25 protein-coding genes are annotated in these 22,526 nt (G+C 63.9%); 9 read left to right on the top strand and 16 right to left on the bottom strand.

Annotated features, from left to right (window positions below):
- Positions 1-9: 9 nt before the first annotated feature.
- From purB to VNZ93_RS11545, 5 genes are all read right to left on the bottom strand, one after another.
- On the bottom strand, positions 10-1,317 hold the full coding sequence (purB, locus tag VNZ93_RS11565; protein WP_325704605.1) for an adenylosuccinate lyase: 1,308 nt from the start codon (positions 1,315-1,317) through the stop codon (positions 10-12).
- Positions 1,318-1,457: 140 nt separating this feature from the next.
- The gene (locus VNZ93_RS11560; RefSeq protein ID WP_325704602.1) at positions 1,458-1,862 is read right to left on the bottom strand and encodes a DUF930 domain-containing protein; all 405 of its coding nucleotides are present in this window, start codon (positions 1,860-1,862) and stop codon (positions 1,458-1,460) included.
- Positions 1,863-1,898: 36 nt separating this feature from the next.
- On the bottom strand, positions 1,899-2,420 hold the full coding sequence (locus VNZ93_RS11555; RefSeq protein ID WP_325704600.1) for a hypothetical protein: 522 nt from the start codon (positions 2,418-2,420) through the stop codon (positions 1,899-1,901).
- A complete protein-coding gene (gene rpe, locus VNZ93_RS11550; protein WP_325704597.1) occupies positions 2,417-3,100 on the bottom strand; it encodes a ribulose-phosphate 3-epimerase in 684 nt (227 codons plus the stop codon). The genes VNZ93_RS11555 and rpe overlap by 4 nt, the downstream gene beginning before the upstream one ends.
- An 11-nt stretch (positions 3,101-3,111) precedes the next feature.
- Positions 3,112-4,143, bottom strand: coding sequence for a Na+-dependent transporter (locus tag VNZ93_RS11545; RefSeq protein ID WP_325704594.1), 1,032 nt, complete (start codon positions 4,141-4,143; stop codon positions 3,112-3,114).
- A 99-nt stretch (positions 4,144-4,242) separates the two neighbouring features.
- On the opposite strand from VNZ93_RS11545, the gene VNZ93_RS11540 reads away from it, so the two are divergent.
- Positions 4,243-5,490, top strand: a complete 1,248-nt coding sequence (locus VNZ93_RS11540; RefSeq protein ID WP_325704591.1) for an FAD-dependent oxidoreductase — start codon at positions 4,243-4,245, stop codon at positions 5,488-5,490.
- Here VNZ93_RS11540 and VNZ93_RS11535 read toward each other — a convergent pair.
- Both VNZ93_RS11535 and VNZ93_RS11530 read right to left on the bottom strand, forming a co-directional pair.
- Positions 5,487-5,759, bottom strand: coding sequence for a KTSC domain-containing protein (locus VNZ93_RS11535; protein WP_325704588.1), 273 nt, complete (start codon positions 5,757-5,759; stop codon positions 5,487-5,489). The two genes, VNZ93_RS11540 and VNZ93_RS11535, sit on opposite strands and share 4 nt — an antisense overlap.
- Positions 5,760-5,853: 94 nt before the next feature.
- Positions 5,854-6,840: a P1 family peptidase gene (locus VNZ93_RS11530; protein WP_325704585.1), complete on the bottom strand. Its 987-nt coding sequence runs from the start codon at positions 6,838-6,840 to the stop codon at positions 5,854-5,856.
- 202 nt (positions 6,841-7,042) lie between these two features.
- Here VNZ93_RS11530 and VNZ93_RS11525 point away from each other — a divergent pair, with 202 nt between their 5' ends.
- Positions 7,043-7,774: a cytochrome c biogenesis CcdA family protein gene (locus VNZ93_RS11525; RefSeq protein ID WP_325704582.1), complete on the top strand. Its 732-nt coding sequence runs from the start codon at positions 7,043-7,045 to the stop codon at positions 7,772-7,774.
- Between the two features lie 329 nt (positions 7,775-8,103).
- A complete protein-coding gene (locus VNZ93_RS11520) occupies positions 8,104-8,628 on the top strand; it encodes a hypothetical protein (protein WP_325704579.1) in 525 nt (174 codons plus the stop codon).
- A 24-nt stretch (positions 8,629-8,652) separates the two neighbouring features.
- Here VNZ93_RS11520 and VNZ93_RS11515 read toward each other — a convergent pair whose 3' ends face one another.
- The gene (locus tag VNZ93_RS11515; RefSeq protein ID WP_325704576.1) at positions 8,653-9,621 is read right to left on the bottom strand and encodes a tripartite tricarboxylate transporter substrate-binding protein; all 969 of its coding nucleotides are present in this window, start codon (positions 9,619-9,621) and stop codon (positions 8,653-8,655) included.
- Positions 9,622-9,806: 185 nt separating this feature from the next.
- Between VNZ93_RS11515 and VNZ93_RS11510 the strand changes: the two genes are divergently transcribed.
- Together VNZ93_RS11510 and VNZ93_RS11505 are read left to right on the top strand one after the other, a co-directional pair.
- Positions 9,807-10,349, top strand: coding sequence for a MarR family winged helix-turn-helix transcriptional regulator (locus VNZ93_RS11510; protein WP_325704573.1), 543 nt, complete (start codon positions 9,807-9,809; stop codon positions 10,347-10,349).
- A gap of 103 nt (positions 10,350-10,452) precedes the next feature.
- A complete protein-coding gene (locus VNZ93_RS11505) occupies positions 10,453-11,643 on the top strand; it encodes a cobalamin-independent methionine synthase II family protein (RefSeq protein WP_325704569.1) in 1,191 nt (396 codons plus the stop codon).
- A 349-nt stretch (positions 11,644-11,992) separates the two neighbouring features.
- Here VNZ93_RS11505 and VNZ93_RS11500 read toward each other — a convergent pair whose 3' ends face one another.
- Together VNZ93_RS11500 and VNZ93_RS11495 are read right to left on the bottom strand one after the other, a co-directional pair.
- Positions 11,993-12,265, bottom strand: coding sequence for a hypothetical protein (locus VNZ93_RS11500; protein WP_325704566.1), 273 nt, complete (start codon positions 12,263-12,265; stop codon positions 11,993-11,995).
- Positions 12,266-12,292: 27 nt separating this feature from the next.
- Positions 12,293-13,423 carry an ATP-dependent DNA helicase gene (locus VNZ93_RS11495; protein ID WP_325704563.1) on the bottom strand — a complete coding sequence of 377 codons (1,131 nt, stop codon included), beginning with the start codon at positions 13,421-13,423 and terminating at the stop codon, positions 12,293-12,295.
- Between the two features lie 217 nt (positions 13,424-13,640).
- Here VNZ93_RS11495 and VNZ93_RS11490 point away from each other — a divergent pair, with 217 nt between their 5' ends.
- Both VNZ93_RS11490 and VNZ93_RS11485 read left to right on the top strand, forming a co-directional pair.
- Positions 13,641-14,693 (top strand): alpha/beta hydrolase, encoded by a 1,053-nt coding sequence (locus VNZ93_RS11490; protein ID WP_325704560.1) that lies wholly within the window; start codon positions 13,641-13,643, stop codon positions 14,691-14,693.
- A gap of 82 nt (positions 14,694-14,775) precedes the next feature.
- Positions 14,776-15,348 carry a cytochrome P460 family protein gene (locus tag VNZ93_RS11485; RefSeq protein ID WP_325704557.1) on the top strand — a complete coding sequence of 191 codons (573 nt, stop codon included), beginning with the start codon at positions 14,776-14,778 and terminating at the stop codon, positions 15,346-15,348.
- 80 nt (positions 15,349-15,428) lie between these two features.
- Here VNZ93_RS11485 and VNZ93_RS11480 read toward each other — a convergent pair whose 3' ends face one another.
- The 6 genes from VNZ93_RS11480 to VNZ93_RS11455 form a co-directional block, all read right to left on the bottom strand.
- Positions 15,429-16,577: a branched-chain amino acid ABC transporter substrate-binding protein gene (locus tag VNZ93_RS11480; protein ID WP_325704554.1), complete on the bottom strand. Its 1,149-nt coding sequence runs from the start codon at positions 16,575-16,577 to the stop codon at positions 15,429-15,431.
- Positions 16,578-16,670: 93 nt separating this feature from the next.
- Positions 16,671-17,063, bottom strand: a complete 393-nt coding sequence (locus VNZ93_RS11475) for a DUF6867 family protein (protein WP_414710056.1) — start codon at positions 17,061-17,063, stop codon at positions 16,671-16,673.
- Between the two features lie 2 nt (positions 17,064-17,065).
- Positions 17,066-17,821 (bottom strand): ABC transporter ATP-binding protein, encoded by a 756-nt coding sequence (locus tag VNZ93_RS11470; protein ID WP_325704551.1) that lies wholly within the window; start codon positions 17,819-17,821, stop codon positions 17,066-17,068.
- Positions 17,818-18,723 carry an ABC transporter ATP-binding protein gene (locus VNZ93_RS11465; protein ID WP_325704548.1) on the bottom strand — a complete coding sequence of 302 codons (906 nt, stop codon included), beginning with the start codon at positions 18,721-18,723 and terminating at the stop codon, positions 17,818-17,820. The genes VNZ93_RS11470 and VNZ93_RS11465 overlap by 4 nt, the downstream gene beginning before the upstream one ends.
- Positions 18,720-20,096, bottom strand: coding sequence for a high-affinity branched-chain amino acid ABC transporter permease LivM (gene livM / locus VNZ93_RS11460; protein ID WP_325704546.1), 1,377 nt, complete (start codon positions 20,094-20,096; stop codon positions 18,720-18,722). Before livM ends, VNZ93_RS11465 begins: the two co-directional genes overlap by 4 nt.
- A 1-nt stretch (position 20,097) precedes the next feature.
- Positions 20,098-21,015 carry an ABC transporter permease subunit gene (locus VNZ93_RS11455; RefSeq protein WP_325704544.1) on the bottom strand — a complete coding sequence of 306 codons (918 nt, stop codon included), beginning with the start codon at positions 21,013-21,015 and terminating at the stop codon, positions 20,098-20,100.
- 345 nt (positions 21,016-21,360) lie between these two features.
- Between VNZ93_RS11455 and VNZ93_RS11450 the strand changes: the two genes are divergently transcribed.
- Both VNZ93_RS11450 and VNZ93_RS11445 read left to right on the top strand, forming a co-directional pair.
- Entirely contained in the window at positions 21,361-21,522 is a 162-nt protein-coding gene (locus VNZ93_RS11450; RefSeq protein ID WP_325704541.1) for a hypothetical protein, read from the top strand.
- Between the two features lie 116 nt (positions 21,523-21,638).
- Entirely contained in the window at positions 21,639-22,523 is an 885-nt protein-coding gene (locus VNZ93_RS11445) for a helix-turn-helix domain-containing protein (protein ID WP_325704538.1), read from the top strand.
- Positions 22,524-22,526: the final 3 nt, after the last annotated feature.

The following is a 22,526-nucleotide window of genomic DNA, read 5'->3' as shown; positions in this document are numbered from 1 at the left end:
CGTGCCGGATCAGGCGTCGCCGAACACGCGCTTGAAGATCGTATCGACGTGCTTGAAGTGATAGCCGAGGTCGAAATTCTCCTCGATCTCCGCCGTGCTCATCTTTGACGTTACGCGCGGGTCGGCTTTAAGGAATGCCAGGAAGTCGCCTTCGCCGCGCCAGACCTTCATCGCGCTGTCCTGCACGATGCGGTATGCGTCCTCGCGTGATACGCCCTTGTTGGTCAGGGCAATCAGCACGCGCTGCGAATGAACGAGGCCGCCGAGCCGGTCCAGATTCTTCTGCATGTTTTCCGGATAGACGACGAGCTTGTCGATCACGCCGGCCAGACGATTGAGCGCGAAGTCGAGCGTCACGGTCGCGTCCGGTCCGATCATACGCTCGACCGAGGAATGCGAGATGTCGCGCTCGTGCCAGAGCGCCACGTTTTCCATCGCGGGGAGGGCGTAGGCCCGCACCATGCGGGCGAGGCCGGTGATATTCTCGGTGAGAACCGGATTGCGCTTGTGCGGCATCGCCGACGAGCCCTTCTGGCCCTGCGAGAAGAACTCCTCGGCTTCCAGAACCTCGGTGCGCTGCAGATGCCGGATCTCGATCGCCACCCGCTCCATCGAGGAGGCAATGACGGCGAGGGTGGCGAAATACATTGCGTGACGGTCGCGCGGGATCACCTGTGTCGAAACCGGCTCGATCTCCAGCCCCATCGCCTTGGCGACATGGGCCTCCACGCGCGGATCAATCTGCGCGAAGGTGCCGACCGCGCCGGAAATGGCGCAGGTGGCGATCTCCTTGCGGGCGGCCACGAGGCGCGCCCTGCCGCGGGTGAATTCGGCGTAGGCCTGAGCCAGCTTGAGCCCGAAGGTCACAGGCTCGGCGTGGATGCCGTGCGAGCGGCCGATGGTCGGCGTCAGCTTGTGTTCGAAGGCGCGGCGCTTCAGGGCCGCCAGCACCTTGTCGACATCCGCAATCAGGATGTCGGTCGCGCGCACGAGCTGCACGTTCAGGCAGGTGTCGAGCACGTCCGAGGACGTCATGCCCTGGTGCACAAAGCGCGCTTCCGGTCCGACGAATTCCGCCAGGTGGGTCAGGAAGGCGATGACGTCATGCTTGACCTCGGCCTCGATGGCGTCGATCCGCTCGACATTGAAGTTCGCGGCGCTGCCCTTCGCGCGGATGATCGCAGCGGCTTCCTTCGGGATCTGGCCGAGTTCCGCCATGGCATCGGCGGCATGCGATTCGATCTCGAACCAGATGCGGAATTTCTGCTCCGGCGACCAGATGGCGGCCATTTCCGGGCGGCTGTAGCGGGGGATCATCGGCAGCTCATCGGCGCGGTTTGGAGCGCGGTTTAGGACGCGGCAATCGGGGTCAGGTTGCGCCGTCGCGTAACACAGGGCCGTGTCGCGGCAAACCCCGTCCGGCCGCCCCGGCGGGGCTTTTCACAGCGTGCGGCGCCTCAATAGAGGCCGTAGGTTTCCCACTGGTCCTCGGGGATCGGATCGCCGATCTTGTAGCTGAAGGAGGAAACCGACATGTGGTCGGCGGCCGCCTGGCAGTTGAATGAATAGCGATACCACTTGCCCTTGCTCCGGAACGCGCCACCATCGCCTTTCATGGTGTCGCCACGGACGACCGGCGCGGCCAGGGCGTAGATGATCGCACGGTCCGGACGGTGCGGATTGGGATCCTTGCCGACCCGCGACATCGCTTCCATCGCGCAAACCTGCTCCAGCCGGGTGGTCGGATCGAGCGCTTGCAGCCGGGCTTCGGCGCGTTTGTTCGCAGCATCCGCTGCCGTTGCGAATATGGCCATCAGGCATGCCGCCAATGCGATCTGCTTCATGTCGGAAGTCCGGAACATTCGGTAAGCATTCGATTCGGGGGGTATCATAGGCCCTTAGAGGCCCTTGCGTGCAGCCTCCAGCCGTTCGGCCGCCTCGTTTGGCTCGGCCAGATCGCGGAAGGCGAGTTTCCCTGTATAATCCACATCGCGGAGCTTCGTTGGCATTCCCGAGGCAAAATAGAGATGCCCGCCTTTGCCGGCGGGTGCCAGGATTTCGAGCGTCGCATCCATCCGCTCGAACGGACAACTCACCACGTCGGCGCGAAAGCCGTCATGCACGATCAGCGCGCGGCGGTCGGTAACGGCGTAGATCGTGTAACGGGTATCGATTGCCATGATGATCGGGGCCGCCACCATCGCGATGCCGATCAGGGCCAATGGCAGCGCAACCAGTGGTGATGCGCGTCCCGCAAAATACAGGCTGAGCGTGCCGGCGCACCAGGGAATGCCGATCCACAGCAGGAACAGCTTGTTGCGAATGGTGACCCAGATATCGGGCCGGACTGCGTAGAGAACACGCTCGCCCGGCTGAAGCTTGTCGCCGAGCAGTGTCAGCGCATGAGTGGGTGCGATCACGCCGCTTCGCCGCGCGCGAGCGCCCCGGCGTGACGGATTGCCGCAATGTTGCTGCGATAAGCCGCCGCGCCGCCCTTGAACACGGCGGAGCCTGCCACCAGCACATTCGCACCGGCGGCGGTGACTTTGGGCGCGGTTTCGGCGGTGATCCCGCCATCGACTTCGATGTCAATCGGACGGTTGCCGATCATCGCACGGATCCGGGCGACCTTTTCGATCGCGGCCGGAATGAAGGCCTGTCCGCCAAATCCCGGATTGACCGACATGACCAGTACGAGATCCACGAGGTCGAGCACATGCTCGATGGTATTTTCCGGTGTGCCGGGATTCATCGTGACGCCGGCCTTCTTGCCGAGCGAGCGGATCGTCTGCAGCGAACGGTGCAGATGCGGACCTGCCTCCACATGCACCGTGATGATGTCGGAACCCGCCTTGGCGAAGGCCTCCAGATGCGGATCGGCCGGTGCGATCATCAGATGCACGTCGAAAATCTTGCTCGAATAAGGACGCATCGCCTTTATCGCATCCGGACCGAAGGTGATGTTGGGCACAAAATGCCCGTCCATCACGTCGAGATGGATCCAGTCGGCTCCGGCGGCATCGACGGCGCGCACTTCCTCGCCCAGCTTTGAGAAGTCGGACGCGAGAATGGAGGGTGCGATGAGGAGGGGGCGTGACATGCGTTGCTCGGTCATTGGTCGGCGCCCCGTCTTACACCGCTCGTCCCGGGCGGCAAAATGCGCGGCTCGATCCACCGGTGAATGAGCGGCCGCAAGGCATGCGGCAACGTGTAGATCGGGAATTGCGCGACCGCGAAATACAGCCAGGTCAGTTCCGGGACTGCGCTTCCGGCGGCCCCGACCATCAGGCCCATATTGCGGCTCCCGACCGCCAGTCCGAGCGCCAGAGCGGAGGAGCGGCCCGCCTTGTGGAAAATCACGCAGGTCATCACGATCAGCACCATCGAAAGCGCATAGACGAACAGCGTCAGCGCGCCGACCAGCAGCGGCTGCGTCAGGATATGTCTGCCGACACCATCCATCAGACCGATCGCAAACACGAACAGCACGATGACCGACAGCCCATCGATCGGCCCGCTGTGGCGCGCCACCCAATCCGCACCCTTGGCGCGGCGGACCGCATAGGCGACGATCGCGGTTCCGGCGAGCATCGCGAGAAGTTTGATGCCGAGCCAGAACGGCGAGATCTCCAGCGCCGGGCCGGCGAACAGCGAGGCCAGCAACGGCACCGTGAGTGGGGTGGACGCGGTGGCAACGATCAGCGTCGCGAGGGACAGCGCTGCATCGAGCCCCATCAGCGCCGCGAGCGCCGGACTGCCGATGATGGGCGGGGCGACAGCCTGAAGCACCAGCGCAAGGAACAGGGCCTCGGAGGCGACCGGGAGGCCGAACGCAAGCGCTACGCCGCACATCAGCGCCGGCACCGCGATCAGGGTCCACAGGCTTGCCGCAATCACGAGACCGGGGCGGCGGAACTGTTTCAGCAGGCTCGCCGGATCGACGCGCAGGAAGGCCAGCGTCAGCAACGCCAGCAGAGCCTCCAGGAAGACATGCTTGAAGACAGCCGCGAGCAGCGGCAGCGCGATCCCGACGAAGACTGAGAGTGCAAGCGCGCGGGTGCCTTGCCGCCCGAGCCAGGACAGAGCTCCAAGGCTTGATGCGACAAGGCTTGATGCGACAACGCCTGCGTCGAAAATGGGCATGGCGCGTGATACTGCACGGGCGTCGCGTAATCCATATATCTGTGTCATTCATCCCGTGAATTGCGGAGACGCGATCTCCGTCGGCGTTTTGAGGACTCCATGGCTCGTACCGATGCAATCGTTCTTGGCGCCGGCATGGTCGGCGTGTCTGCGGCTCTTCATCTCGCCAGGCGTGGATTGTCGGTGGCGCTGGTGGACCGCCGTGCGCCCGGCGAAGAGACCTCCTACGGCAATGCCGGGATCATCGAGGGCAACACCTATTTTCCCTACCCGTTTCCGCTGAAGCCGTCGGCCCTGCTGAAGATCGCATTCAAGCAGGCGCCGGAAGCGAACTACCATCTGTCCTATCTGCCGAAGCTTGCGCCCTGGCTATTCGCGTATCTGCGTCATTCGACGACCGAAGCGATGTTCGACTTCGCCGAGCAGATGCGTCCGCTATTTGCAGCCTCGATCGCCGAGCACGAAAAGCTGATGCGCGAGTCCAATTCCGAGCGCTATTTGCGAACCAATGGCTGGCTGAAAGTCTATCGCTCGACGCGCGCATTCGACGAGGCCAAGACGGACCTCGATGCTATCGCTGCAGCCGGCATCGCCTTCGAACCGCTCGACCTGAACGGGTCGATGGCGCTGGAGCCCGGTCTGTCGCCGGTGTTCGAGCGTGGCATCTTCTGGCCGCAGGCTGCCAGCGTCAGCAATCCGCTCGGCGTGACGCGTGCTTATGCCGAGCTGTTCAGATCACTCGGAGGCGTGTCGCTGACCGGCGACGCACGTTCGCTGCACAAGACCGATGGACGGTGGCGCGTCGACACCTCGGAAGGGCCGGTCGATGCGCCGGTCGCGGTGGTGGCGCTTGGTCCCTGGGCGCCGGATCTGCTCGAGCCGCTTGGGATCTATCTGCCGCTTGAGGTGAAGCGCGGCTATCACCGGCATTACAGGCCGGATGGCAACAAGGGACTGAACCGTCCGGTGCTCGATGCGGAGGTCGGTTATGCGGTCGTGCCGATGGAGCAGGGGCTTCGCCTGACGACGGGCGCGGAATTCGCATCGCGCGATGCGCCGCCGACGCCGGTGCAGTTCGATCGCCTGATGTCGAAGGCGCGCGGACTGTTTCCGCTCGGCGAGCCGGTCGAGGCCGAGCCCTGGATGGGGCGGCGGCCCTGCTTCCCGGATTCGAAGCCGGTGATCGGTCCCGCACCAGGGCAATCCGGGCTCTGGCTCGATTACGGGCATGCTCATTGGGGACTGACCCTTGGCCCGGTGACCGGACGGCTGATTGCCGAAATGATCACTGGCGAAGCGCCGTTCACCGATCCGCAGCCCTACAGCGCAGAGCGTTTTGCGCGCTAGTGCCGCGTGGCCGGTTCGAACGGTGTCAGTTCGTGAAACTGGAAGCGTCCGCGGATCGCGATGTTGAAGAAGGCGCCTTTCGACGGCGACGCGAGATACGCGTCGTAGATGGCCTGCGGAACATCGCTATACGCAAAGGTGCGACCGGACTTGAACGTCACCCGCAACTCGCGGCGCTCGGGTAAATAGACCGCGTCGCTGACGCCTGAAGCGCCGGGTTGTTGCCCGCGCAGAAAGCCGGGCAGAGCGTTACGCACATTCGCCGACATGATCACATTCCCGGCCATCATTATTGCCCGGTAAAGAACCGCGACAAAAGATGCCGGTTCAATCGTATTGACGGAATGGTTTACCTCTCGAATTTTAGGCGAACTTGTCGCGCCATGCCGGCAAGGCGCCGTCGAACGGCAGCGCCGTCGCCTCGTAAACGCCGCGTGCAATCGCACGCGCAAGGACATTGGCGGCCAGCGATCCGAGTGCAGTGAGCGCGAATAGAGGATCGGGCAGCGGCTTCTTTCCAGTCGCGGCCGCGAACACGATGTCGCCGTCGAGCGGCGTATGCACCGGATAGATCGCGCGCGCACAGCCGGTCTGAGCCATCACGGCGAGCCGGTGACACTGAGCCTTGGTCAGGACCGCGTCGGTTGCGACGAGTGCAATGGTCGTGGCTTCGCGCGGTCCGCCCTTGGTGCGGATCGCGAGCGCGTCCGGACCGAATGTCGTCGGCCAGCCACGGCCGCCGAATTCGTTGTTCTGCTCGAATGGCGCCGCCCAGAAATGCGGACCGTCGCCGATCGTGACATTGCCGACCGCATTGACGATGACCAGCGCCCCGACCGTGACGCCGTCTGCGGTCTTTGCGGAGGCGGAGCCGATGCCGCCCTTGAGAGTGGCGGTGGTTGCGCCGAGACCGCCGCCGGCGCTGCCCAGCGCGAAATCGGCCGAGGCTGCGACCGCGGCCTGATAGCCGAGATCGCGATACGGAGAGAACCGGCCCCATCGCTTGTCCCCGCCGGAGAGAAGATCGAACACGATCGCGCCCGGCACGATTGGCACGCGCGCGGGACCAATTGCAAAGCCGCGGCCCTGCTCATGCAGCCAGCCCTGCACACCCGATGTCGCATCGAGCCCGAAGGCGGAGCCGCCCGACAGCACGATCGCGTCCACGCGCTCGACCGTCGAATGGGCGGCCAGCAATTCGGTTTCGCGCGAGCCGGGGCCGCCGCCGCGCAGGTCCACCGACGCGACCGCAGGTTCGTCGAATATGACCGCGCTGGTGCCGGAGCCGAGCGCCGGATCGTCGGCATGGCCGACCTTGAGGCCGGCAACATCGGTGATGAGATTGCGCAATGTTTCACGTCCGCAGTTTTTCGCTTGTCCCCGCGACGGCAGGGACCCGGAGCCAGGGACACCGGATTCCCGCTTTCGCGGAATAAGCGGAGATTCTGGGACTGTAGTCGTAAAGCCGGCGAAATCCATCGTGCCGGTCACATCCTGGCGAGGGGATGCCGCAGCGCTTGCGTCGTCGCAGGACGGCAGGCATGACAGCCCCATGCCGGACGTCTCCATCTTCGCGGCCCTGATCGCGGGTCTGATCAGCTTCCTGTCGCCCTGCGTTCTGCCGTTGGTTCCCCCGTATCTCGTCTACCTCGCGGGCACCTCGCTCGAACGCTTCGCCGATGCGGAATCGGAGCCGCAGGTGCGGCGCGAGACGGTCATCGCGGCCTGCCTGTTCGTGGCGGGCTTCTCGACCGTGTTTATCGCGCTCGGCGCCAGCGCCACGCTGATCGGCAGCGTCCTGCGCGCCTATTCCGACGTGCTGGCGACCGTTGCGGGCATCGCCATCATCATCATGGGCCTGCACTTCCTTGGGCTGACGCGGATCGACTTTCTGCTGCGGGAGAAGCGGCTCGGCATGGCAAAGCCGATCGGATTGTGGGGCGCCTATGCAATGGGGCTCGCTTTCGCCTTCGGCTGGACGCCCTGCATCGGACCGATTCTCGCGGCGATCCTTGCGGTCGCGGCTTCGGAGGGGACCGTGGCGAAGGGCGCGGGCCTGCTCGCGATCTATTCGCTCGGGCTCGGCATCCCGTTCGTGCTCGCGGCCTTTGCGGCCGAGCCGTTCGCGGCGTTCCTGTCGCGTTTCCGCTCGCACATGCAGAAGGTCGAGATGGCGATGGGCGGCCTGCTTGTTCTGACCGGGATCATGTTTCTCACCGGCACCATCACGACGATGAGTTTTTGGCTGCTGGAGATGTTTCCGGCGCTCGGACGCATCGGATAGGGCGCGCGCACGTGTCTGAAAGAGCGGGTCTTAACTGCTCGCGTGTCATGTGAATTCCTTTTCACCCCGACGGTGCGTTTTTCATCCTCGTAGAAGTCCTGATGCTCGGACGACGGGTGCGCCGCCAGCGCGAGATCGCGCGTATCCTCTCGCGCGGAGGGAATTGAAGTGTTTCGATCCGGCGACCGGCACGATCGGGCAAAAGGATCGCCCGGTCACAATCATGGCATCGCGCGTGATTGCTGCTTGTGCGTGGTGAAGCGTTGCGTCTCTCCCGTTAGACTGCGAGCGGACGACGGCGAGCGTCCGCATAAAAATGGGAGGCAGACATGGCGATGACCGCAAAGGCCGAAGCGCGTGCACTCGATGCCGATGAACGCGACCTCGTGCAGAAGTCACATCACCCGGCGCTTCAGCAATTGTCCGACCAGGACCTTTCGCAACTGGTGAAGCTCGTGCGAGAGCGTCGCGACCGGGCAAAGACCCAGGCCAATCAGCGGCGGCGCGAAATGCGCGGCAAGGCCGCGCCGAAAGGTGCGACGGCGTCAAAGGCGGATGAAGGGTCCAAGGCGAAGCTCGCCGTGCTGGCGATGGCCGTGCGCCGGCTGAACAGCGAAACCGAACGCCGCCGTCGCATGCGCGCATCGATCGCCCATGTCGAAAGCGCGCAACGCGCGCTGGCCATGAAAGAGGCGAAGGCCGAGAACGGCGGGGCGGCATTCAACAGCCGGCAGGCGCACACCGGCATGCGCAACAAGCAGAGTCAGAAGCGTCAACAGTTGCTCAACCCGATGGAGCGTGGGCGCCTGCGCAAGGCGCAAGCGGTTGCGCAGGCGAAGCGCGACGCGCGTTAGCCCGCCGTCGCTTCGGCGCGCCGGTCAGCCGTCGATGATGAAGCCCGATGCCTTTGCGATCGGGCCCCAGTATTCGGTCTCGGACTTGATCCGCGCTGCAAGTTCGGTCGAGGAGAGCGCGTAGGTGTCGAAGCCCATCTGCGTCAGCGCCTCGCCGAATGACGGGTCCTTCATCGCAGCGTGGGTCGCTTCACGGAGCTTGTCGATCACCGGCACGGGCGTCTTGGCCGGCACGAACAGCCCGTACCAGTCGATGCCGGTGACCTCGCCATAGCCGAGTTCTGCGAATGTCGGCACGTCCGGCAGGAAGCGCGACCGCTGAGCACTGGTGACGGCGAGAGGACGAAGCTTGCGATCCGCGATGTGCGGCAGCACGTCGCCCATGACCGCCATCGAGGTTGCCATCGTGCCGCTCAACAGATCGGGGATGATCGGCGCCATGCCGCGATAAGGCGCATGCGTCATGTCGAGCCCTGCTTTGTTGGAAAAGACCATGCCCTGGAAATGCATGATCGAGCCCGCGGCCGGCGTGGCGTAAAAGGTCTTGTTCTTGCGCGCCCAGTCGACGAACTGGGCGAGGTTGCGCACGCTGTCCGGTACGCCAGGGCCCACCGTAAAAGCCTGCGCGTTCGAGCAGACCGGTGTGACGGGCGCGAGATCGGCGACCGGGTCGTAGGAGAGCTTGCGATAGACATGCGGGAAAATGACGATGGGCGACGACGGCGACAGCACGATGCTGAGCCCGTCGGGAGCTGCAGTCTTCGTCGCTTCAATCGCGATGCGTCCTCCCGCGCCGATCCGGCCCTCGACGATGACCGGGTCTGTATAGGTGCTGCGGATCTTCTCTGCGATGCGGCGGGCGATGATGTCGAGCGTGCCGCCGGCGGGGAATCCGACATAAATGCGCGCGGTGCCGGACTGTGCGGATGCGGAAGCGGGGAGCAGCGCGCAGGCGGCGCTGCCTTGCAGGAACGTACGGCGGGACAGGCGCATGCTGAACTCCCAGGATGTTGCCGGCCGGACCGCGGCGCTGCGTCCCGGACCGCGCAAATTGTACGTATACGTGCATTAAGCGTATGGAACGCGTTTCAGGGTGTCAAGCGAGGGCAGGGATGTGGGCAGGCGCGCGACAACAGCGCGGTTGCCGCCATAAGCACAACGCAATAAGCACTGACGTCATGGGCAAGAACAAAAGGCTGTCGGCACAAAAGCGCGCCAGTCGTGTGGCGAGGACATCGTCATCCGATGCTGATGGCAATGCCGTAAACGCGCTCTCTGCGCCCGCGCGCAAGGCGCTGGACGAATTCCGGCTCGAGAATGTTATCTCTCATCTTCTGCGGCGCGCCCATTTCGCGGCCGAAGAGATATTCGCGAAGGAGTTTGCGGAGGAGGCTATCACGCCGCGGCAGAAGGCGGCGCTCATCGCTGTCTATCAACGTCCGGGGATCAACCAGAACGAATTGTCGGCTCTGCTGTTCATGGATCGCAATACGGTCGCCGAGATGGTCGCGCGGCTGGTGCGTCGTGCGCTGCTGAAGCGCCGGCCGTCACCCGAGGACAGGCGCGCGTTTCAGCTCTTTCTCGCGCGAAAGGGCGCGGCGCTGCTTGACAGCGTCATCCTCCGCGACGCGCGCGTCGAGCGCGCGATCGAAGACAGGATCCCGCGAAAGGACCGCGCGGTCTTGATGCGCTGTCTTCGGTTGCTGGCGCGTTCCCCGTAAGCCGCACGGCAGCCGGTCGCAGGCGGCATGGAGTCCGACCGTGGGGTTGAAACCGAAGTCGCTGCCGTCTAGTCCTGAATGAAAATATCAAGGGAGCGAGACGATGCGATCATCCGACCGGATTCTGACGACGCATGTGGGCAGCCTGGCCCGGCCGGAGTCGCTGCTGTCGGAGGTCGAGCGTTTTCGCAGCGGCGAAATCCGTGAGAGCGATCTTGCCGGCGTGCTTCAAGGCGCGGTCGACGACGTGGTGCGCGATCAGGCCGCCGCCGGTGTCGACATCGTCAGCGATGGCGAGTTCCCAAAGCTCACAAGCTGGTCGCATTACGTCGTCGAGCGACTTGCAGGCTTCGAGCGCAGGCCTGCGCCGGACTCCGTCAGCCGCGCAGCAGCGGTGGGCAAGGACCGGCAGGACTACAAGGAATTCTACCAGGAATATGAGAAGTCGTATGGACGCGCGGGCCTCGGCAAGAGCCTCGAGAATATCGGCATCATCGCCATCGTCGGGCCGATCTCCTACAGGGACGATGCCGTCAAAGCCGATATCGCAAGGTTAAAGCGCGCGCTCGACCGGACCCCGGGCGTAACCGGTTTTCTTTCGGTCGTTGCGCCCGCGAGCGCCGCGCCCTCGCGAACGGACGAATATTACAAGAGCGATGAGGAATTCCTGTTCGCGGTCGCGGATGCATTGCGCGTCGAATACAAGACGATCATCGAGTCCGGTCTCGACGTGCAGATCGATGACGCATTTCTGGCAAGCTATTACGACGTCATCGCACCGCGCGACGGTTTCGCGGCGTACCGTAAATGGGCTGAGCTGCGCGTCGAAGCGCTCAACCATGCGCTGAAGGGCCTGCCATCGGACAGGATCCGGTACCATGTCTGCTGGGGCAGCTGGAACGGACCGCATTCCAACGACGTGGCTTTGAAAGACATCGTCGATCTGGTGCTGCGTGTGAATGCCGGCGGGTATTCGCTGGAGATGGCCAACCCGCGTCACGAACACGAATGGCGCGTGTGGGAAACGGTGAAGCTGCCCGACGGCAAGGTGCTGCTGCCCGGCATCGTCAGTCACTGCACGAATGTGATCGAGCATCCCGAACTCGTGGCCGAGCGCATCACGCGCCTTGCCAATCTGGTCGGCCGCGAACGGGTGATCGCGTCGACCGATTGCGGGTTTGCACAGGGCGTGTTCGGACGCCGGGTTCATCCGTCGATCCAGTGGGGCAAGCTGCGCGCGCTTGCGGAAGGCGCCGCGATCGCCTCGAAGCTGCTGTGGCGCAAGGCGGCGTGATTGGCGCTGCGACACCACGACGGTCAGCTTATCTGCCGCGCGGATCAACATTCCGCTTTCAACAAGCCGCGTTTTAGACTTGTTTGCGCCGCCGCCGGTCTCTCCAGGTCTTGCTCGGCAGCGGTTGACCGCGCCTTGCATGAAGCGCCATCGCGCGCTGGTACGATCTGCGAACATACGTGGCAGGCCAAGCGGCCACTGCCCGCAGCCATGCCCCGAACAGGGATGGATCGCGAAAACCATCCGCAGAAGGAAAAACCGGAAACGGTGTGAAGTCAGGCACCGTTTGGCGGTGGTCCTCCGGAGAGGCGAGATAGCTAATCCAGTATTCGCTTTGATTGTCCGGAGATCACTTCCGCCGCTGGACGACGCCGTTCATCATCCAGACCCGGTTCCGATCAGTTTCGCGTGGGGCATAGGCGATGCGCACGCCCAGCGCGCCGGCCGCATCAAGCCACGCGAACCAGCCGCTCGGGCTTGCGGCGATCTCCTCGTCGGGCTCGCCATTGTCGCGTGGACGAACGAAGAGAAAGTCACCATTCTTTGTGCTGAAAGCGTCGGGCTCTTCCTGCCAGCGTTTGCCAGCAATATATCCGTTCCCTAAGCAGACCAGCGTCATCAACCGGTAGTCCGTGACGCGAAGCCTCGCTCATGAGACGACTATCGTCAGTTTCTTAGCCGCGCGGGTGATGCCGGTATAGAGCCAGCGCGCGCGGCTGTCGGGGAAGGCGAAGCTCTCGTCAAACAGAACGACGTCGTCCCATTGCGATCCCTGGGCCTTGTGCACGGTGAGCACATAGCCGTAATCGAACTCGTCGTATTTCTTGCGCTGCGGCCAGTCGTAATCCTCGATGCCGCCGAGGAAGCATTCGCGCCGCACCGAGACCTTGATGCCCTTCACGCCAAGCGCGGAGCCGGACAGATCGGCATCCGGTGCGATGCGCATCGTGATGATGCCGCCGGATTTTCCGACGGCGCGCTCCTTCACCGTCCACAGACCGCCGTTGAACAGGCCCTTCTTGCGATTGTTGCGCAGGCAGACGAGCTTGTCGGAGGCGACCGGCAGGCCTTCCTCGCGGCCGAGCCGTTCGCGCAGCCGCGTGTTGTAGGCGCGGCGGGTGTTGTTGCGGCCGACGAGGATCTGGTCCGCCTCCTGCACGCGATCGGGATCGAAGTCGCTGCGCATGACCACTTCGGTCTCGCCATAGCGGCCGGGCTCGAGCCGCAGGCCTTCGCGCGCCATCATCGAGAGCCGCACGATCGGATCGTCCTGCGCCTGCCGGTGGACTTCGGTCAGCATCGCGTCCGGCTCGGCCTCGGTGAAGAAGCCCGCGCCCTGGATCGGCGGAAGCTGCGCCGGGTCGCCGAGCACGAGCAGAGGAATGCCGAAGGAGAGCAGATCACGGCCGAGTTCGGCATCGACCATCGAGCATTCGTCGATCACGATCAGCTTGGCCTTGGAGGCAGGCGCATCGTCCCACAATTCGAAGCTGGGCGTCTCTTCGCCGCTCTCGCGCGTCTTGTAGATCAGCGAGTGGATGGTGGAGGCGCCGGCGCAGCCCTTGGCGCGCATCACCAGCGCGGCCTTTCCGGTGAAGGCCGCGTAGGACACCCTGCCATCGACGCTTTCGGCGAGATGGCGCGCGAGCGTGGTCTTGCCGGTTCCGGCATAGCCGAACAGCCGGAACACCTGCGGCGTGTTCCCGGTGCCGGGTTTGGCTTTCAGCCAGGCGGATACCGCGCGGAGTGCTTCGTCCTGCTGTGGAGAGAAATCGGGCATGGGAGGAGGGGTGTAGAGTGATTTGCCCCGGGAATGAAGGGCAGCAATGCCGGTTCCCGGTTCCCGGCATTGTGAGTGGTGGATGATCCCGGCCTCCGCGATAGTCCTCCGGTCGCCCATCGATGGGCGCGCGCGTCGCCGATCGCCTGGCGCGCCGTCCGGGCTGGACAGTCTTTACGACAATTGACCTTTGCGACAATCGAACCCGGAGAGTGCCATGAACACCGGTCCGGATGTGATCGACCTTCGTCGCCGCCGTTTGATCGGCGGCGTGGCGGCAGCGGCCACTCTCGTGCAACTTGGGCCGTCAGCGCCGGCAAGCGCTCAATCGGCCAGTCCGGTGCAGCCGGCAATCAGGCCCGGCACGGGCCAGTCGTTCGGGCCGCTGAAGCAGACCGACGCCGGTCTGCTGAACGTCGCATATGTCGAACAGGGCCCGGCCGACGGCTCTCCCGTCATTCTCCTGCATGGCTGGCCCTACGATATACACAGCTTCGCCGACGTAGCGCCGATGCTGGCGGCCGCCGGGCACCGCGTTTTCGTTCCCTATCTGCGCGGCTACGGCGCCACCCGCTTTCTGTCCGGCGACACCGTCCGCAACGGTCAGCCGTCTGCGCTTGCGGTCGACGTGATCGATTTCATGAATGCATTGCGGATCGAGCGGCCGGTCGTCGCCGGCTTCGATTGGGGTGCGCGGTCGGCGGACATAGTTGCTGCGCTCTGGCCGGAGCGCGTCAGGGCGCTCGTCGCCGTCAGCGGCTATCTGATCGGCAATCAGGAAGCCGGAAAGATGCCGTTGCCGCCCAGGGCGGAGCTGGAGTGGTGGTACCAGTTCTATTTCGCCACGGAGCGCGGCCGGATCGGATATGAGAAAAACCGGGGCGACTTCAACAAGCTGATCTGGCAGCTCGCCTCACCCCGATGGAATTTCGACGAGGCGACGTATGCGCGCAGCGCCGCAGCGTTCGATAATCCCGATCACGTCGATATCGTCATTCACAATTATCGCTGGCGTCTTGGCCTCGCCGATGGCGAGCGGAAATACGATGAACTGGAGAGGCAGCTCTCCGCAGGTCCGACGATCAGCGTCCCAACCATTACTCTCGAAGGCGATGCCAACGGCGCGCCGCACCCGGATCCCGCGTCATACAGGAAGAAGTTCACGGGACGCTACGCGCATCGGCACATCGAGGGAGGCATTGGGCATAACCTGCCTCAGGAGGATCCGAGCGCCTTCGTGAAGGCGGTCATCGACGTCGCCGGTTCCTGAGGACCTCCGGACAGCGGCAACGGCAGCAGGGGACAGGGGGGATCGGCAGCGCTATTCACCGTGCATCGAAGGAGACACCGAAATGAAGCGCACGCACATCGCGCCGGCGGTATTTATCTCGGCGTCGGTTCTCGCCGGTGGTCTGGCGGTCGCGCAGCAGGACCGCTTCAACCTCACGGCGCCAAACGGCATCTCGTTCTCCGAATTCAGGGATTACGAAACCTGGCAGGCGATTGCCTCGAGCCTGCCGGATGACGCCACCGGATGCGGCACCTCACCGGCGCCCGGTTGCATCAAGGTGATCCTCGGTAATCCCGCAATGATCCGCGCATACAAGGCCGGCATTCCAGCCAACGGACAATCCATTCCCGACGGCGCGATGATGGCCAAGATCGAGTGGCAGAAGGCGCGAGACCCGCTCTCGGCCTATGGCGCTTTCGTGCCCGGCGCGCTCGCGGAGGTCGCGTTCATGATGAAGGACTCAAAGCGATTTCCGCAAACCGATGGTTGGGGCTATGCCACGTTCAAGCCCGACGGATCGTCGGAAGCGTGGAAGACATTCGGTGACGGTCCGGACTTCGCGAATACCTGTCACGCCTGTCACACGCTCGTAAAAGACCGCAACTTCGTCTTCACGAAATATCAGCGCCGCTGAGTGCACTGGCGATGCAGGGATCGTTCAAAAGCGAAAAGCCCGCCAGAAGGCGGGCTTTCCTGATCTTATGCGTCCCGGACTTACGAGCCCTGCATATTGGCCGGCAGTTCCTCGTAGGTGATCTTGCCGTCGGCGCCCTTCTTCCAGACGTAAACGACATAGTCCGGCCGGGTGATGTCGCCCTTCTTGTCGAAGGACAGTTCGCCGATCACGGTCTGGAACTTCTGGCCGGACTTGATCTGCGCGGCGACCTTCTTCGGATCGAGGGTCTTGGCCGCATCGGCCGCCTGCTTGATGACCTGCACGGCAGCGTAGCTGTAGAGCGTGTAGGCTTCCGGCTCGAACTTCTTGGCGCGGAATTTCTCGATCACGGCCTTCGCTTCCGGGCGCTTGCGGGGATCGGGAGCAAACGTCATCAGCGTGCCTTCGACGCCCGGTCCGCCGATGGCGGCGAATTCGTCGGAGGTGATGCCGTCGGCTCCGAACAGCGGCGCCTTCACGCCCTGGTCGCGCATCTGGCGCACCAGGAGGCCGCCTTCGGTATGCAGGCCGCCCCAGTAAACGAGGTCGGCGCCCGACGCCTTGATCTTCGACACCAGCGCCGAGAAGTCCTTGTCGCCGAGGTTGATGCCCTCGTAGAGCACTTCCTTCATGCCGCCCTTGTTCATGGCCTTGCGGGTTTCGTCCGCGAGGCCCTGGCCGTAGGTGGTCTTGTCATGCACTACGGCAATCTTCTTGCCCTTCATGTGCTTGAGGATATAGGCGGCTGCCACCGCGCCCTGCTGGTCGTCGCGTCCGCAGGTGCGGAACACGTTCCACATATTGCGTTCGGTGACGCGCGGATTGGTGGAAGCCGGCGTGATCGAGACGATGCCGTTCTCCTGGTAGACCTCGGACGACGGCATGGTCACGCCGGAATTGAAGTGGCCGACCACGAACTTCACACCTTCCGCCGAGAACTTGTTGGCGATCGACACGCCTTGCTTCGGGTCGCCGACGTCATCGCCGACCGTGGGGACGATCTTCTGACCCTGGATGCCGCCGGCCGCGTTGATGTCCTCGATCGCCTGTTCGAACCCGTTCTTCAACTGCGCGCCGAACGCGGCGTTCGATCCCGTGAGCGGGCCGGCGACGCCAAACTTTATCTGCGCGTTGGCCGGATTCGAGATTTGGCCCGACAGCGCGACGGCGAGGCCGACAGCGACGCCGAGCGCGGTGATCCGTTTCATTCGAAGCTCCCTCGTGATGCGTTGGCGGGATGCTTGCGCCGAATGAGTCCGGCCCCGCCGCATGCCGGATTTAACGATAAACCGGCGACAACGTCAGCCGGATTTCTGGGCTGCGGCGTTTGGCGCAGGCCTTTTTTTTGCCCAGTTGACCAATCCGGCGCGGGAATAAAGCCAGCCATATTGCTCGGCCATTTGCCCGGCGCGGGTCATCCGGAAGCCGCAGAACCCGAACAGCAGACAGAATGCGGTATCCACGACGTAGTAATGCAGGGAGAGGAGGTGCCCTCCGAATAGCGCCATATGAAAGAATCGCACTGCACCGCCCAGCACGATCATGTACGCCGCGACCTGCCACCACGGACGCCAGGTAAGTGCGATGGCGCGTCCAGACAGGAAGGCCGCGCCGCCGCCAAGGATGAGCGTGACCAGAACGAAGATGAAGAACGAGTCTTCCTCGTAGAAGAGGTGGCCGATGGTCGTGAGCATGGCTAGCCGGCCTCCCGGCGGCCGCCTTCGAGATAGGCGGCGCGAATTTCGGGCTTGTCGAGCAATTCGCGTCCGGTGCCCGACATGGTGATCTCGCCGTTCACCATCACGTATCCGCGGTCGGCGAGGCGCAGCGCATGAAACGCGTTCTGCTCGACGAGGAGAACGGTGAGGCCGGTGCGCTCGTTCAGGTCGGCGATGATGTCGAAGATCTGCTTGACGATTAGCGGCGCGAGGCCGAGCGATGGCTCGTCGAGCAGGAGAAGGCGCGGGCGCGACATCAATGCGCGCGCGATGGCGAGCATCTGCTGTTCGCCGCCGGACAACGTGCCGCCGCGCTGGTTGATGCGCTGCTTGATGCGCGGAAACATCGTGAAGATCATCTCGAGGTCTTCGGCGAAATGCTTGCTGCCGATGACTTCCGCGCCCATCTGCAGATTTTCCATCACCGTCATGCGCGAGAAGATGCGCCGGCCCTCGGGCGACTGCGCGATATCCAGGCGAGCAATCTCGTGCGTCGGCATGTCGGTGATGTCGCGGCCTTCGAGCAGAATCCGGCCTTCCGACGCCCGCGGATTGCCGAAAATCGTCATCATGAGCGTCGATTTGCCGGCGCCGTTCGCGCCGATCAGGGTAACGATTTCGCCGGGATAAACGTCGAGATCGACACCGCGCAGCGCGACGATGTTGCCGTATTTCGTGGTGACGCCACGGATGGAGAGGAGCGGGGCGCTCGATTGGTTTGACGGAGGTGTCACAGCCCGACCTCCGTCGCGACCGTTTCCACCTCTTCCTGTTCGACGCCGAGATAGGCGGCGATTACGTTCGGATCGTTCTTCACCTCCTCGCAGGTGCCGTCCGAGATTTTCTCGCCGTAATCGAGCACGACAACATGGTCGGAAATCTGCATTACCACCGACATGTCGTGCTCGATCAGAAGCACCGCGGTCTTGTGCCGGTCGCGGATCGAAATCAGCAGTTCGGACAGGTCGGCGCTTTCGCGTGGATTGAGACCCGCGGCCGGCTCGTCGAGACACAACAGTACGGGCTCGGTACACATGGCGCGCGCGATCTCGAGACGGCGCTGATCTCCATAGGGCAGGTCGCCCGCGGGATCGTCGGCGCGATCGATCAGGCCGATGGTCTCCAGCCACTGCGTCGCTCGCTCGATTGCGGACCTCTCGGCCTTGCGGAACGGCGTCAGCCCGAGAATGCCGAAGATCGAGAAACCGGATGCGCGCATCAGCGGGTTGTGCTGCGCGACCAGGAGATTCTCCAGAACGGTCATGCCGCGGAACAGCCGGATATTCTGGAACGTGCGCGCGACCCGTGCCTGCCGCGCGACGGAATGGTCCGGCATGCGCTCGAGGAGGTACAGCGCGCCCTTCCTGCGGACGCGACTTTGCGCCGGGCTCGCCGTCAATGCGTCGATGTGTTGCCAGACCGATGGATCGCCGCTCTGCAGGGCGATGCGGCCCTCGGTCGGTCGGTAGAAGCCGGTGATGCAGTTGAACACTGTGGTCTTGCCGGCGCCGTTCGGCCCGATCAGCGCGGTGATCTCGCCGTGGCGCGCGACGAAGCTGAGGTCATGCACCGCGACCAGCCCACCAAAGCGCATGGTGAGGTGTTCGACGCGCAGGACATCGTGCGCGAGGCTCATCCGCGGCCTTCCTTCACGAATTTTGCGGCAATGGTTTTCTTCTCGTGCAGGAACGCCGTGGGATCGCGCGTGGAGATCAGGCCGCGCGGCTTCCAGATCATGATCAGCACCATGCCGAGGCCGAACAGCAGCATGCGGTAATGCGTCGGATCGAACTGGCTGCCGAACACGCTCTTCAGAAAGTCCAGTTCGCGCAGATATTCGGTGCCGCCGATCATCAGGATGGCGGCGATCGCGACGCCGGCCTGGCTTCCCATGCCGCCGAGCACGACGATGGCGAGGATCATCGCCGATTCCATGAAGGTGAAGCTCTCGGGCGAGATGAAGCCTTGCCGCGCGGCGAAGAACGAACCGCCGAAGCCTCCGAACATCGCGCCGATGGCGAACGCGGACAGCTTGGTCTTGGTGGTGTCGATGCCAAGTGCCCGGCAGGCGATCTCGTCCTCGCGCAGCGCCTCCCAGGCGCGGCCGATCGGCAGTCTGCGCAGCCGCCAGGTGACGAAAGCGGTGAGCAGCACGAGGCAGAGGATCAGGTAATAGAAAAAGATCGTCCGGTAGACCGGCGAGAATTCAAGCCCGAACACCGCGGCGAAGCCGTCGTCATTGGCGTTGAACGGAATGCCGAAGAAGGTCGGCCGCGGAATTCCGGAAATGCCGGCATAGCCGCCGGTGAGGTCGACCCAGTTGATCAGCACGAGGCGGATGATCTCGCCGAAAGCGAGCGTCACGATCGCAAGATAATCGCCGCGCAATCGCAGCACCGGAAAGCCCAGGAGGATGCCCCAGAAGGCGGCGAGAATGCCGGCGAGCGGCAGCAGCATCCAGAACGAGAAGCCGAAGGTTTTCGCAAGCAGCGCATAGGAATAGGCGCCGACTGCGTAAAACGCGACATAGCCGAGATCGAGGAGGCCCGCGAGGCCGACCACGATGTTCAGCCCGAGCCCCAGCATGATGTAAATCAGGATCTGGATGCCGAAATTGTCGATCCACTTGACCGATCCCGCAAGGCCGCCGAACGCGATTACGATCACCGGAAACATGAAGGCGAAGCCGAGCGCGAAGGGCGCGGCGATCCTTGCGATCCTGGCGCGCGTTTCGGCCGCTTTGATGCTGGCGCCCTCGGTCCGAGCGGCGGCCCGCCGCGCCGCGAGCGGATGAACCACGAGCGACATCAGGAGGCTGATGCCGACCACGAAGGCGACCATCACCGCCAACAGGTAGGGCCGCGGGTTGAGGACGAGTTCGTTGCGGATATTGACGGTGGTCTGCAGGCCGATCAGCGGCAGCAGGATGCCGAATGCGACCAGACCGGCAACGATCGCCTCGCGGATCGCGCGCTGAATGTCGACGCGCGCTGGCACAGGCTCCGGCATGTCAGACCTTTTCGACCTCGGGCCGGCCGAGCAGGCCTTGCGGCAGGAAGATCAGCACGATCGCAAGGATCGAGAACGCGGCGACATCCTTGTAGTCGATCGAGAAATAGGCGGACCAGAAGGTTTCGATCAGCCCGATCAGGAGCCCGCCAATCACCGCGCCCGGCAGCGAACCGATACCGCCGAGAACCGCCGCGGTGAAAGCCTTGATGCCCGGCACGAAGCCGTCGGCGAAACTGACCACGCCGTAATACATGAGATACATGGTACCGGCGACCGCCGCGAGCGCGGCCCCGATCACGAAGGTCAGCGAGATCGTGCGATCGACATCGACGCCGAGCAGGGCTGCCATCTTCGGATCCTGCTCGGTGGCGCGTTGCGCGCGGCCGAGCGGCGTCTTTGCCACCAGATACCAGAACGCGGCGAGGAGGAGCGCCGTCACGCCCCAGATGATCAATTGCCGGTAGGAGAGGGTGACAGTGTAATTGCCGCTGTCCATCAGGACGAACACGTCCGTGACCATCGGCGGGATCGACTTGTTGCGCGGACCCTGCGCGACCTGCACGAAATTCATCAGGAAGATCGACATGCCGATCGCGGAGATCAGCGGCGCGAGCCGGAACGAGCCGCGCAGCGGCCGGTAGGCGACGCGCTCAATGGCCCAGCTCAGGAGCGACGTGATCAGCATCCCGACGATCAGCACGACAAACAGCGTCAGGAAGATCGAGGAGATGCCGAGCACCGTCGACAGCACGAGCACGGTGATCAGCGCGACGAAGGCCGACACCATGAAGACGTCGCCATGCGCGAAGTTGACCATGCCGATGATGCCGAACACCATGGTGTAGCCGATCGCGATCAAACCGTAGATCGATCCCAGCGTGATGCCGTTGATCAATTGCTGGACAAAAACTTCCATGTCGGCGCGCCTTCCCCCCGGAGTGTCGCATCCGGCCCCCGCGATCAGGTGCAAGGTTCAGGTTGCGTTCAAGTTGCAAACCTGCGCCTGCAAAATTCGCGCCTGAAAACTCGCGCCTGAAAGACTCGTTAAGTCTTAGCAGCGGGGGTGCGGGGCGGCAACGCGACGCGCGCCCGCGGTGTGCCGCGCAGGTGGGCCGTGCACAGGCGCCGCGCTGCCTCCGAATTGTGGCGGAACCCCACATTTCATGGGCGGATTGAGTCAAACCTTCGTGTGACTCCGCACGGAACGGCCGCCGTTTGCGCTGCGTTATCGGTGCAGGGGCGGGTAAACCAGGAGCCTCCAATGTCTAACGAGCGTAACCAAGGTCAGCAGCAGCAGAGCAACCCGAATCAGGGCGGCCAGCACGGCGGCGGACAGCAGAAGCCCGGCCAGCAGACCCAGAATCCGGGGCAGGGTGGCCAGCATGGCGGCCAGCAGAAGCCCGGTCAGCAGCAAAGCCGCTGACGCTGCACTGCAACAAGACGGTTGCACGGAAGGCCTCGCCTAGCGGCGAGGCTTTTCCATGTTGGCTCGTCAGACAGGCGGTTGGCCGGCCGACCGAACGCGTTTAATCTGGGCTCATGAGCGCCGGGCTCCCACTGTTCCATCTCTACGGCGATCCGCCTGACGATCAGGCGTTCGACTTCATTCATGTCGAAAGCATCGCATCGCGATCCTCGCTGCACGACTGGCTGATCCGCGCGCATCGGCATCGCAACCTGTTCCAGATTCTTCTGGTCGAGCGCGGCGGCGGTGAAATGACGCTCGAGGCCTCGATCAAGCCGTTCACCGCGCCCTGCGCGGTCATCATCGCGCCCAATGTGGCGCATGGCTTCCGCTTCCACGCGAACGTCACCGACGGCTTCGTGATGAGCTTCAGCGAGGATGTCGCCTCGCTGCTCGGGCAGCGGTCGGGGGAGGCGATCGCGCAGCTCAAGGCGCTCGCGGCAGAACCGATCATCGCGCTTAGCCCGGCACGCGACGGCCGTCTCGCAAAGCTGTGCGAAGACCTGAGCCAGGAGATGTTTCTTGCGCGCGACAATCATCGCCTCGCGATGCGGGCCCTGCTTGCGCTGATCGCAATCGAGGTCGGGCGGCAATCGGCGAGCCGTGCGCGCACCGGCGCCGTGACGCTCGCGCCGGCCGACACTACGGTCGATACGCTGCAACGGATGGTCGAGGACAATTTCCGGAAAGAGCGGCAGATCGGATTCTACGCGTCCGCGCTCAACATGACCGCGGACCGTCTGAACGATCACGTCAAGCGGGCAGCGGGCGTGACGGCGGGACATCTGATCCGGCAACGGGTGCTGACCGAGGCCAAGCGCGAACTGGTGTTTACCGGCCGGGCGATCCACGAGATTGCGTACGAACTCGGCTTTGCCGATCCGTCGCATTTCGCGCGCTTCTTCCGCAAGCAGACCGGCATGAGCCCGCAGGACTTCCGGGCCGCGCAACTGGGTTAATGG

Origin of the sequence: Pseudorhodoplanes sp. (assembly GCF_035565795.1) — a bacterium.
In the GTDB taxonomy this organism is placed as follows: Bacteria; Pseudomonadota; Alphaproteobacteria; order Rhizobiales; family Xanthobacteraceae; genus Pseudorhodoplanes.
The sequence above is the reverse complement of the archived record's forward strand: the minus strand, read 5'-3'. Positions and strand labels throughout refer to the sequence as shown.

Excerpts from the sequence above, each read along its gene's own strand:
- purB (WP_325704605.1), bottom strand. The coding sequence starts at position 1,317 with ATGATCCCCCGCTACAGCCGCCCGGAAATGGCCGCCATCTGGTCGCCG.
- VNZ93_RS11560 (WP_325704602.1), bottom strand. The coding sequence starts at position 1,862 with ATGTTCCGGACTTCCGACATGAAGCAGATCGCATTGGCGGCATGCCTG.
- rpe (WP_325704597.1), bottom strand. The coding sequence starts at position 3,100 with ATGTCACGCCCCCTCCTCATCGCACCCTCCATTCTCGCGTCCGACTTC.
- VNZ93_RS11545 (WP_325704594.1), bottom strand. The coding sequence starts at position 4,143 with ATGCCCATTTTCGACGCAGGCGTTGTCGCATCAAGCCTTGTCGCATCA.
- VNZ93_RS11540 (WP_325704591.1), top strand. The coding sequence starts at position 4,243 with ATGGCTCGTACCGATGCAATCGTTCTTGGCGCCGGCATGGTCGGCGTG.
- VNZ93_RS11535 (WP_325704588.1), bottom strand. The coding sequence starts at position 5,759 with ATGTCGGCGAATGTGCGTAACGCTCTGCCCGGCTTTCTGCGCGGGCAA.
- VNZ93_RS11525 (WP_325704582.1), top strand. The coding sequence starts at position 7,043 with ATGCCGGACGTCTCCATCTTCGCGGCCCTGATCGCGGGTCTGATCAGC.
- VNZ93_RS11520 (WP_325704579.1), top strand. The coding sequence starts at position 8,104 with ATGGCGATGACCGCAAAGGCCGAAGCGCGTGCACTCGATGCCGATGAA.
- VNZ93_RS11515 (WP_325704576.1), bottom strand. The coding sequence starts at position 9,621 with ATGCGCCTGTCCCGCCGTACGTTCCTGCAAGGCAGCGCCGCCTGCGCG.
- VNZ93_RS11510 (WP_325704573.1), top strand. The coding sequence starts at position 9,807 with ATGGGCAAGAACAAAAGGCTGTCGGCACAAAAGCGCGCCAGTCGTGTG.
- VNZ93_RS11505 (WP_325704569.1), top strand. The coding sequence starts at position 10,453 with ATGCGATCATCCGACCGGATTCTGACGACGCATGTGGGCAGCCTGGCC.
- VNZ93_RS11495 (WP_325704563.1), bottom strand. The coding sequence starts at position 13,423 with ATGCCCGATTTCTCTCCACAGCAGGACGAAGCACTCCGCGCGGTATCC.
- VNZ93_RS11490 (WP_325704560.1), top strand. The coding sequence starts at position 13,641 with ATGAACACCGGTCCGGATGTGATCGACCTTCGTCGCCGCCGTTTGATC.
- VNZ93_RS11485 (WP_325704557.1), top strand. The coding sequence starts at position 14,776 with ATGAAGCGCACGCACATCGCGCCGGCGGTATTTATCTCGGCGTCGGTT.
- VNZ93_RS11480 (WP_325704554.1), bottom strand. The coding sequence starts at position 16,577 with ATGAAACGGATCACCGCGCTCGGCGTCGCTGTCGGCCTCGCCGTCGCG.
- VNZ93_RS11475 (WP_414710056.1), bottom strand. The coding sequence starts at position 17,063 with ATGCTCACGACCATCGGCCACCTCTTCTACGAGGAAGACTCGTTCTTC.
- VNZ93_RS11465 (WP_325704548.1), bottom strand. The coding sequence starts at position 18,723 with ATGAGCCTCGCGCACGATGTCCTGCGCGTCGAACACCTCACCATGCGC.
- livM (WP_325704546.1), bottom strand. The coding sequence starts at position 20,096 with ATGCCGGAGCCTGTGCCAGCGCGCGTCGACATTCAGCGCGCGATCCGC.
- VNZ93_RS11455 (WP_325704544.1), bottom strand. The coding sequence starts at position 21,015 with ATGGAAGTTTTTGTCCAGCAATTGATCAACGGCATCACGCTGGGATCG.
- VNZ93_RS11450 (WP_325704541.1), top strand. The coding sequence starts at position 21,361 with ATGTCTAACGAGCGTAACCAAGGTCAGCAGCAGCAGAGCAACCCGAAT.
- VNZ93_RS11445 (WP_325704538.1), top strand. The coding sequence starts at position 21,639 with ATGAGCGCCGGGCTCCCACTGTTCCATCTCTACGGCGATCCGCCTGAC.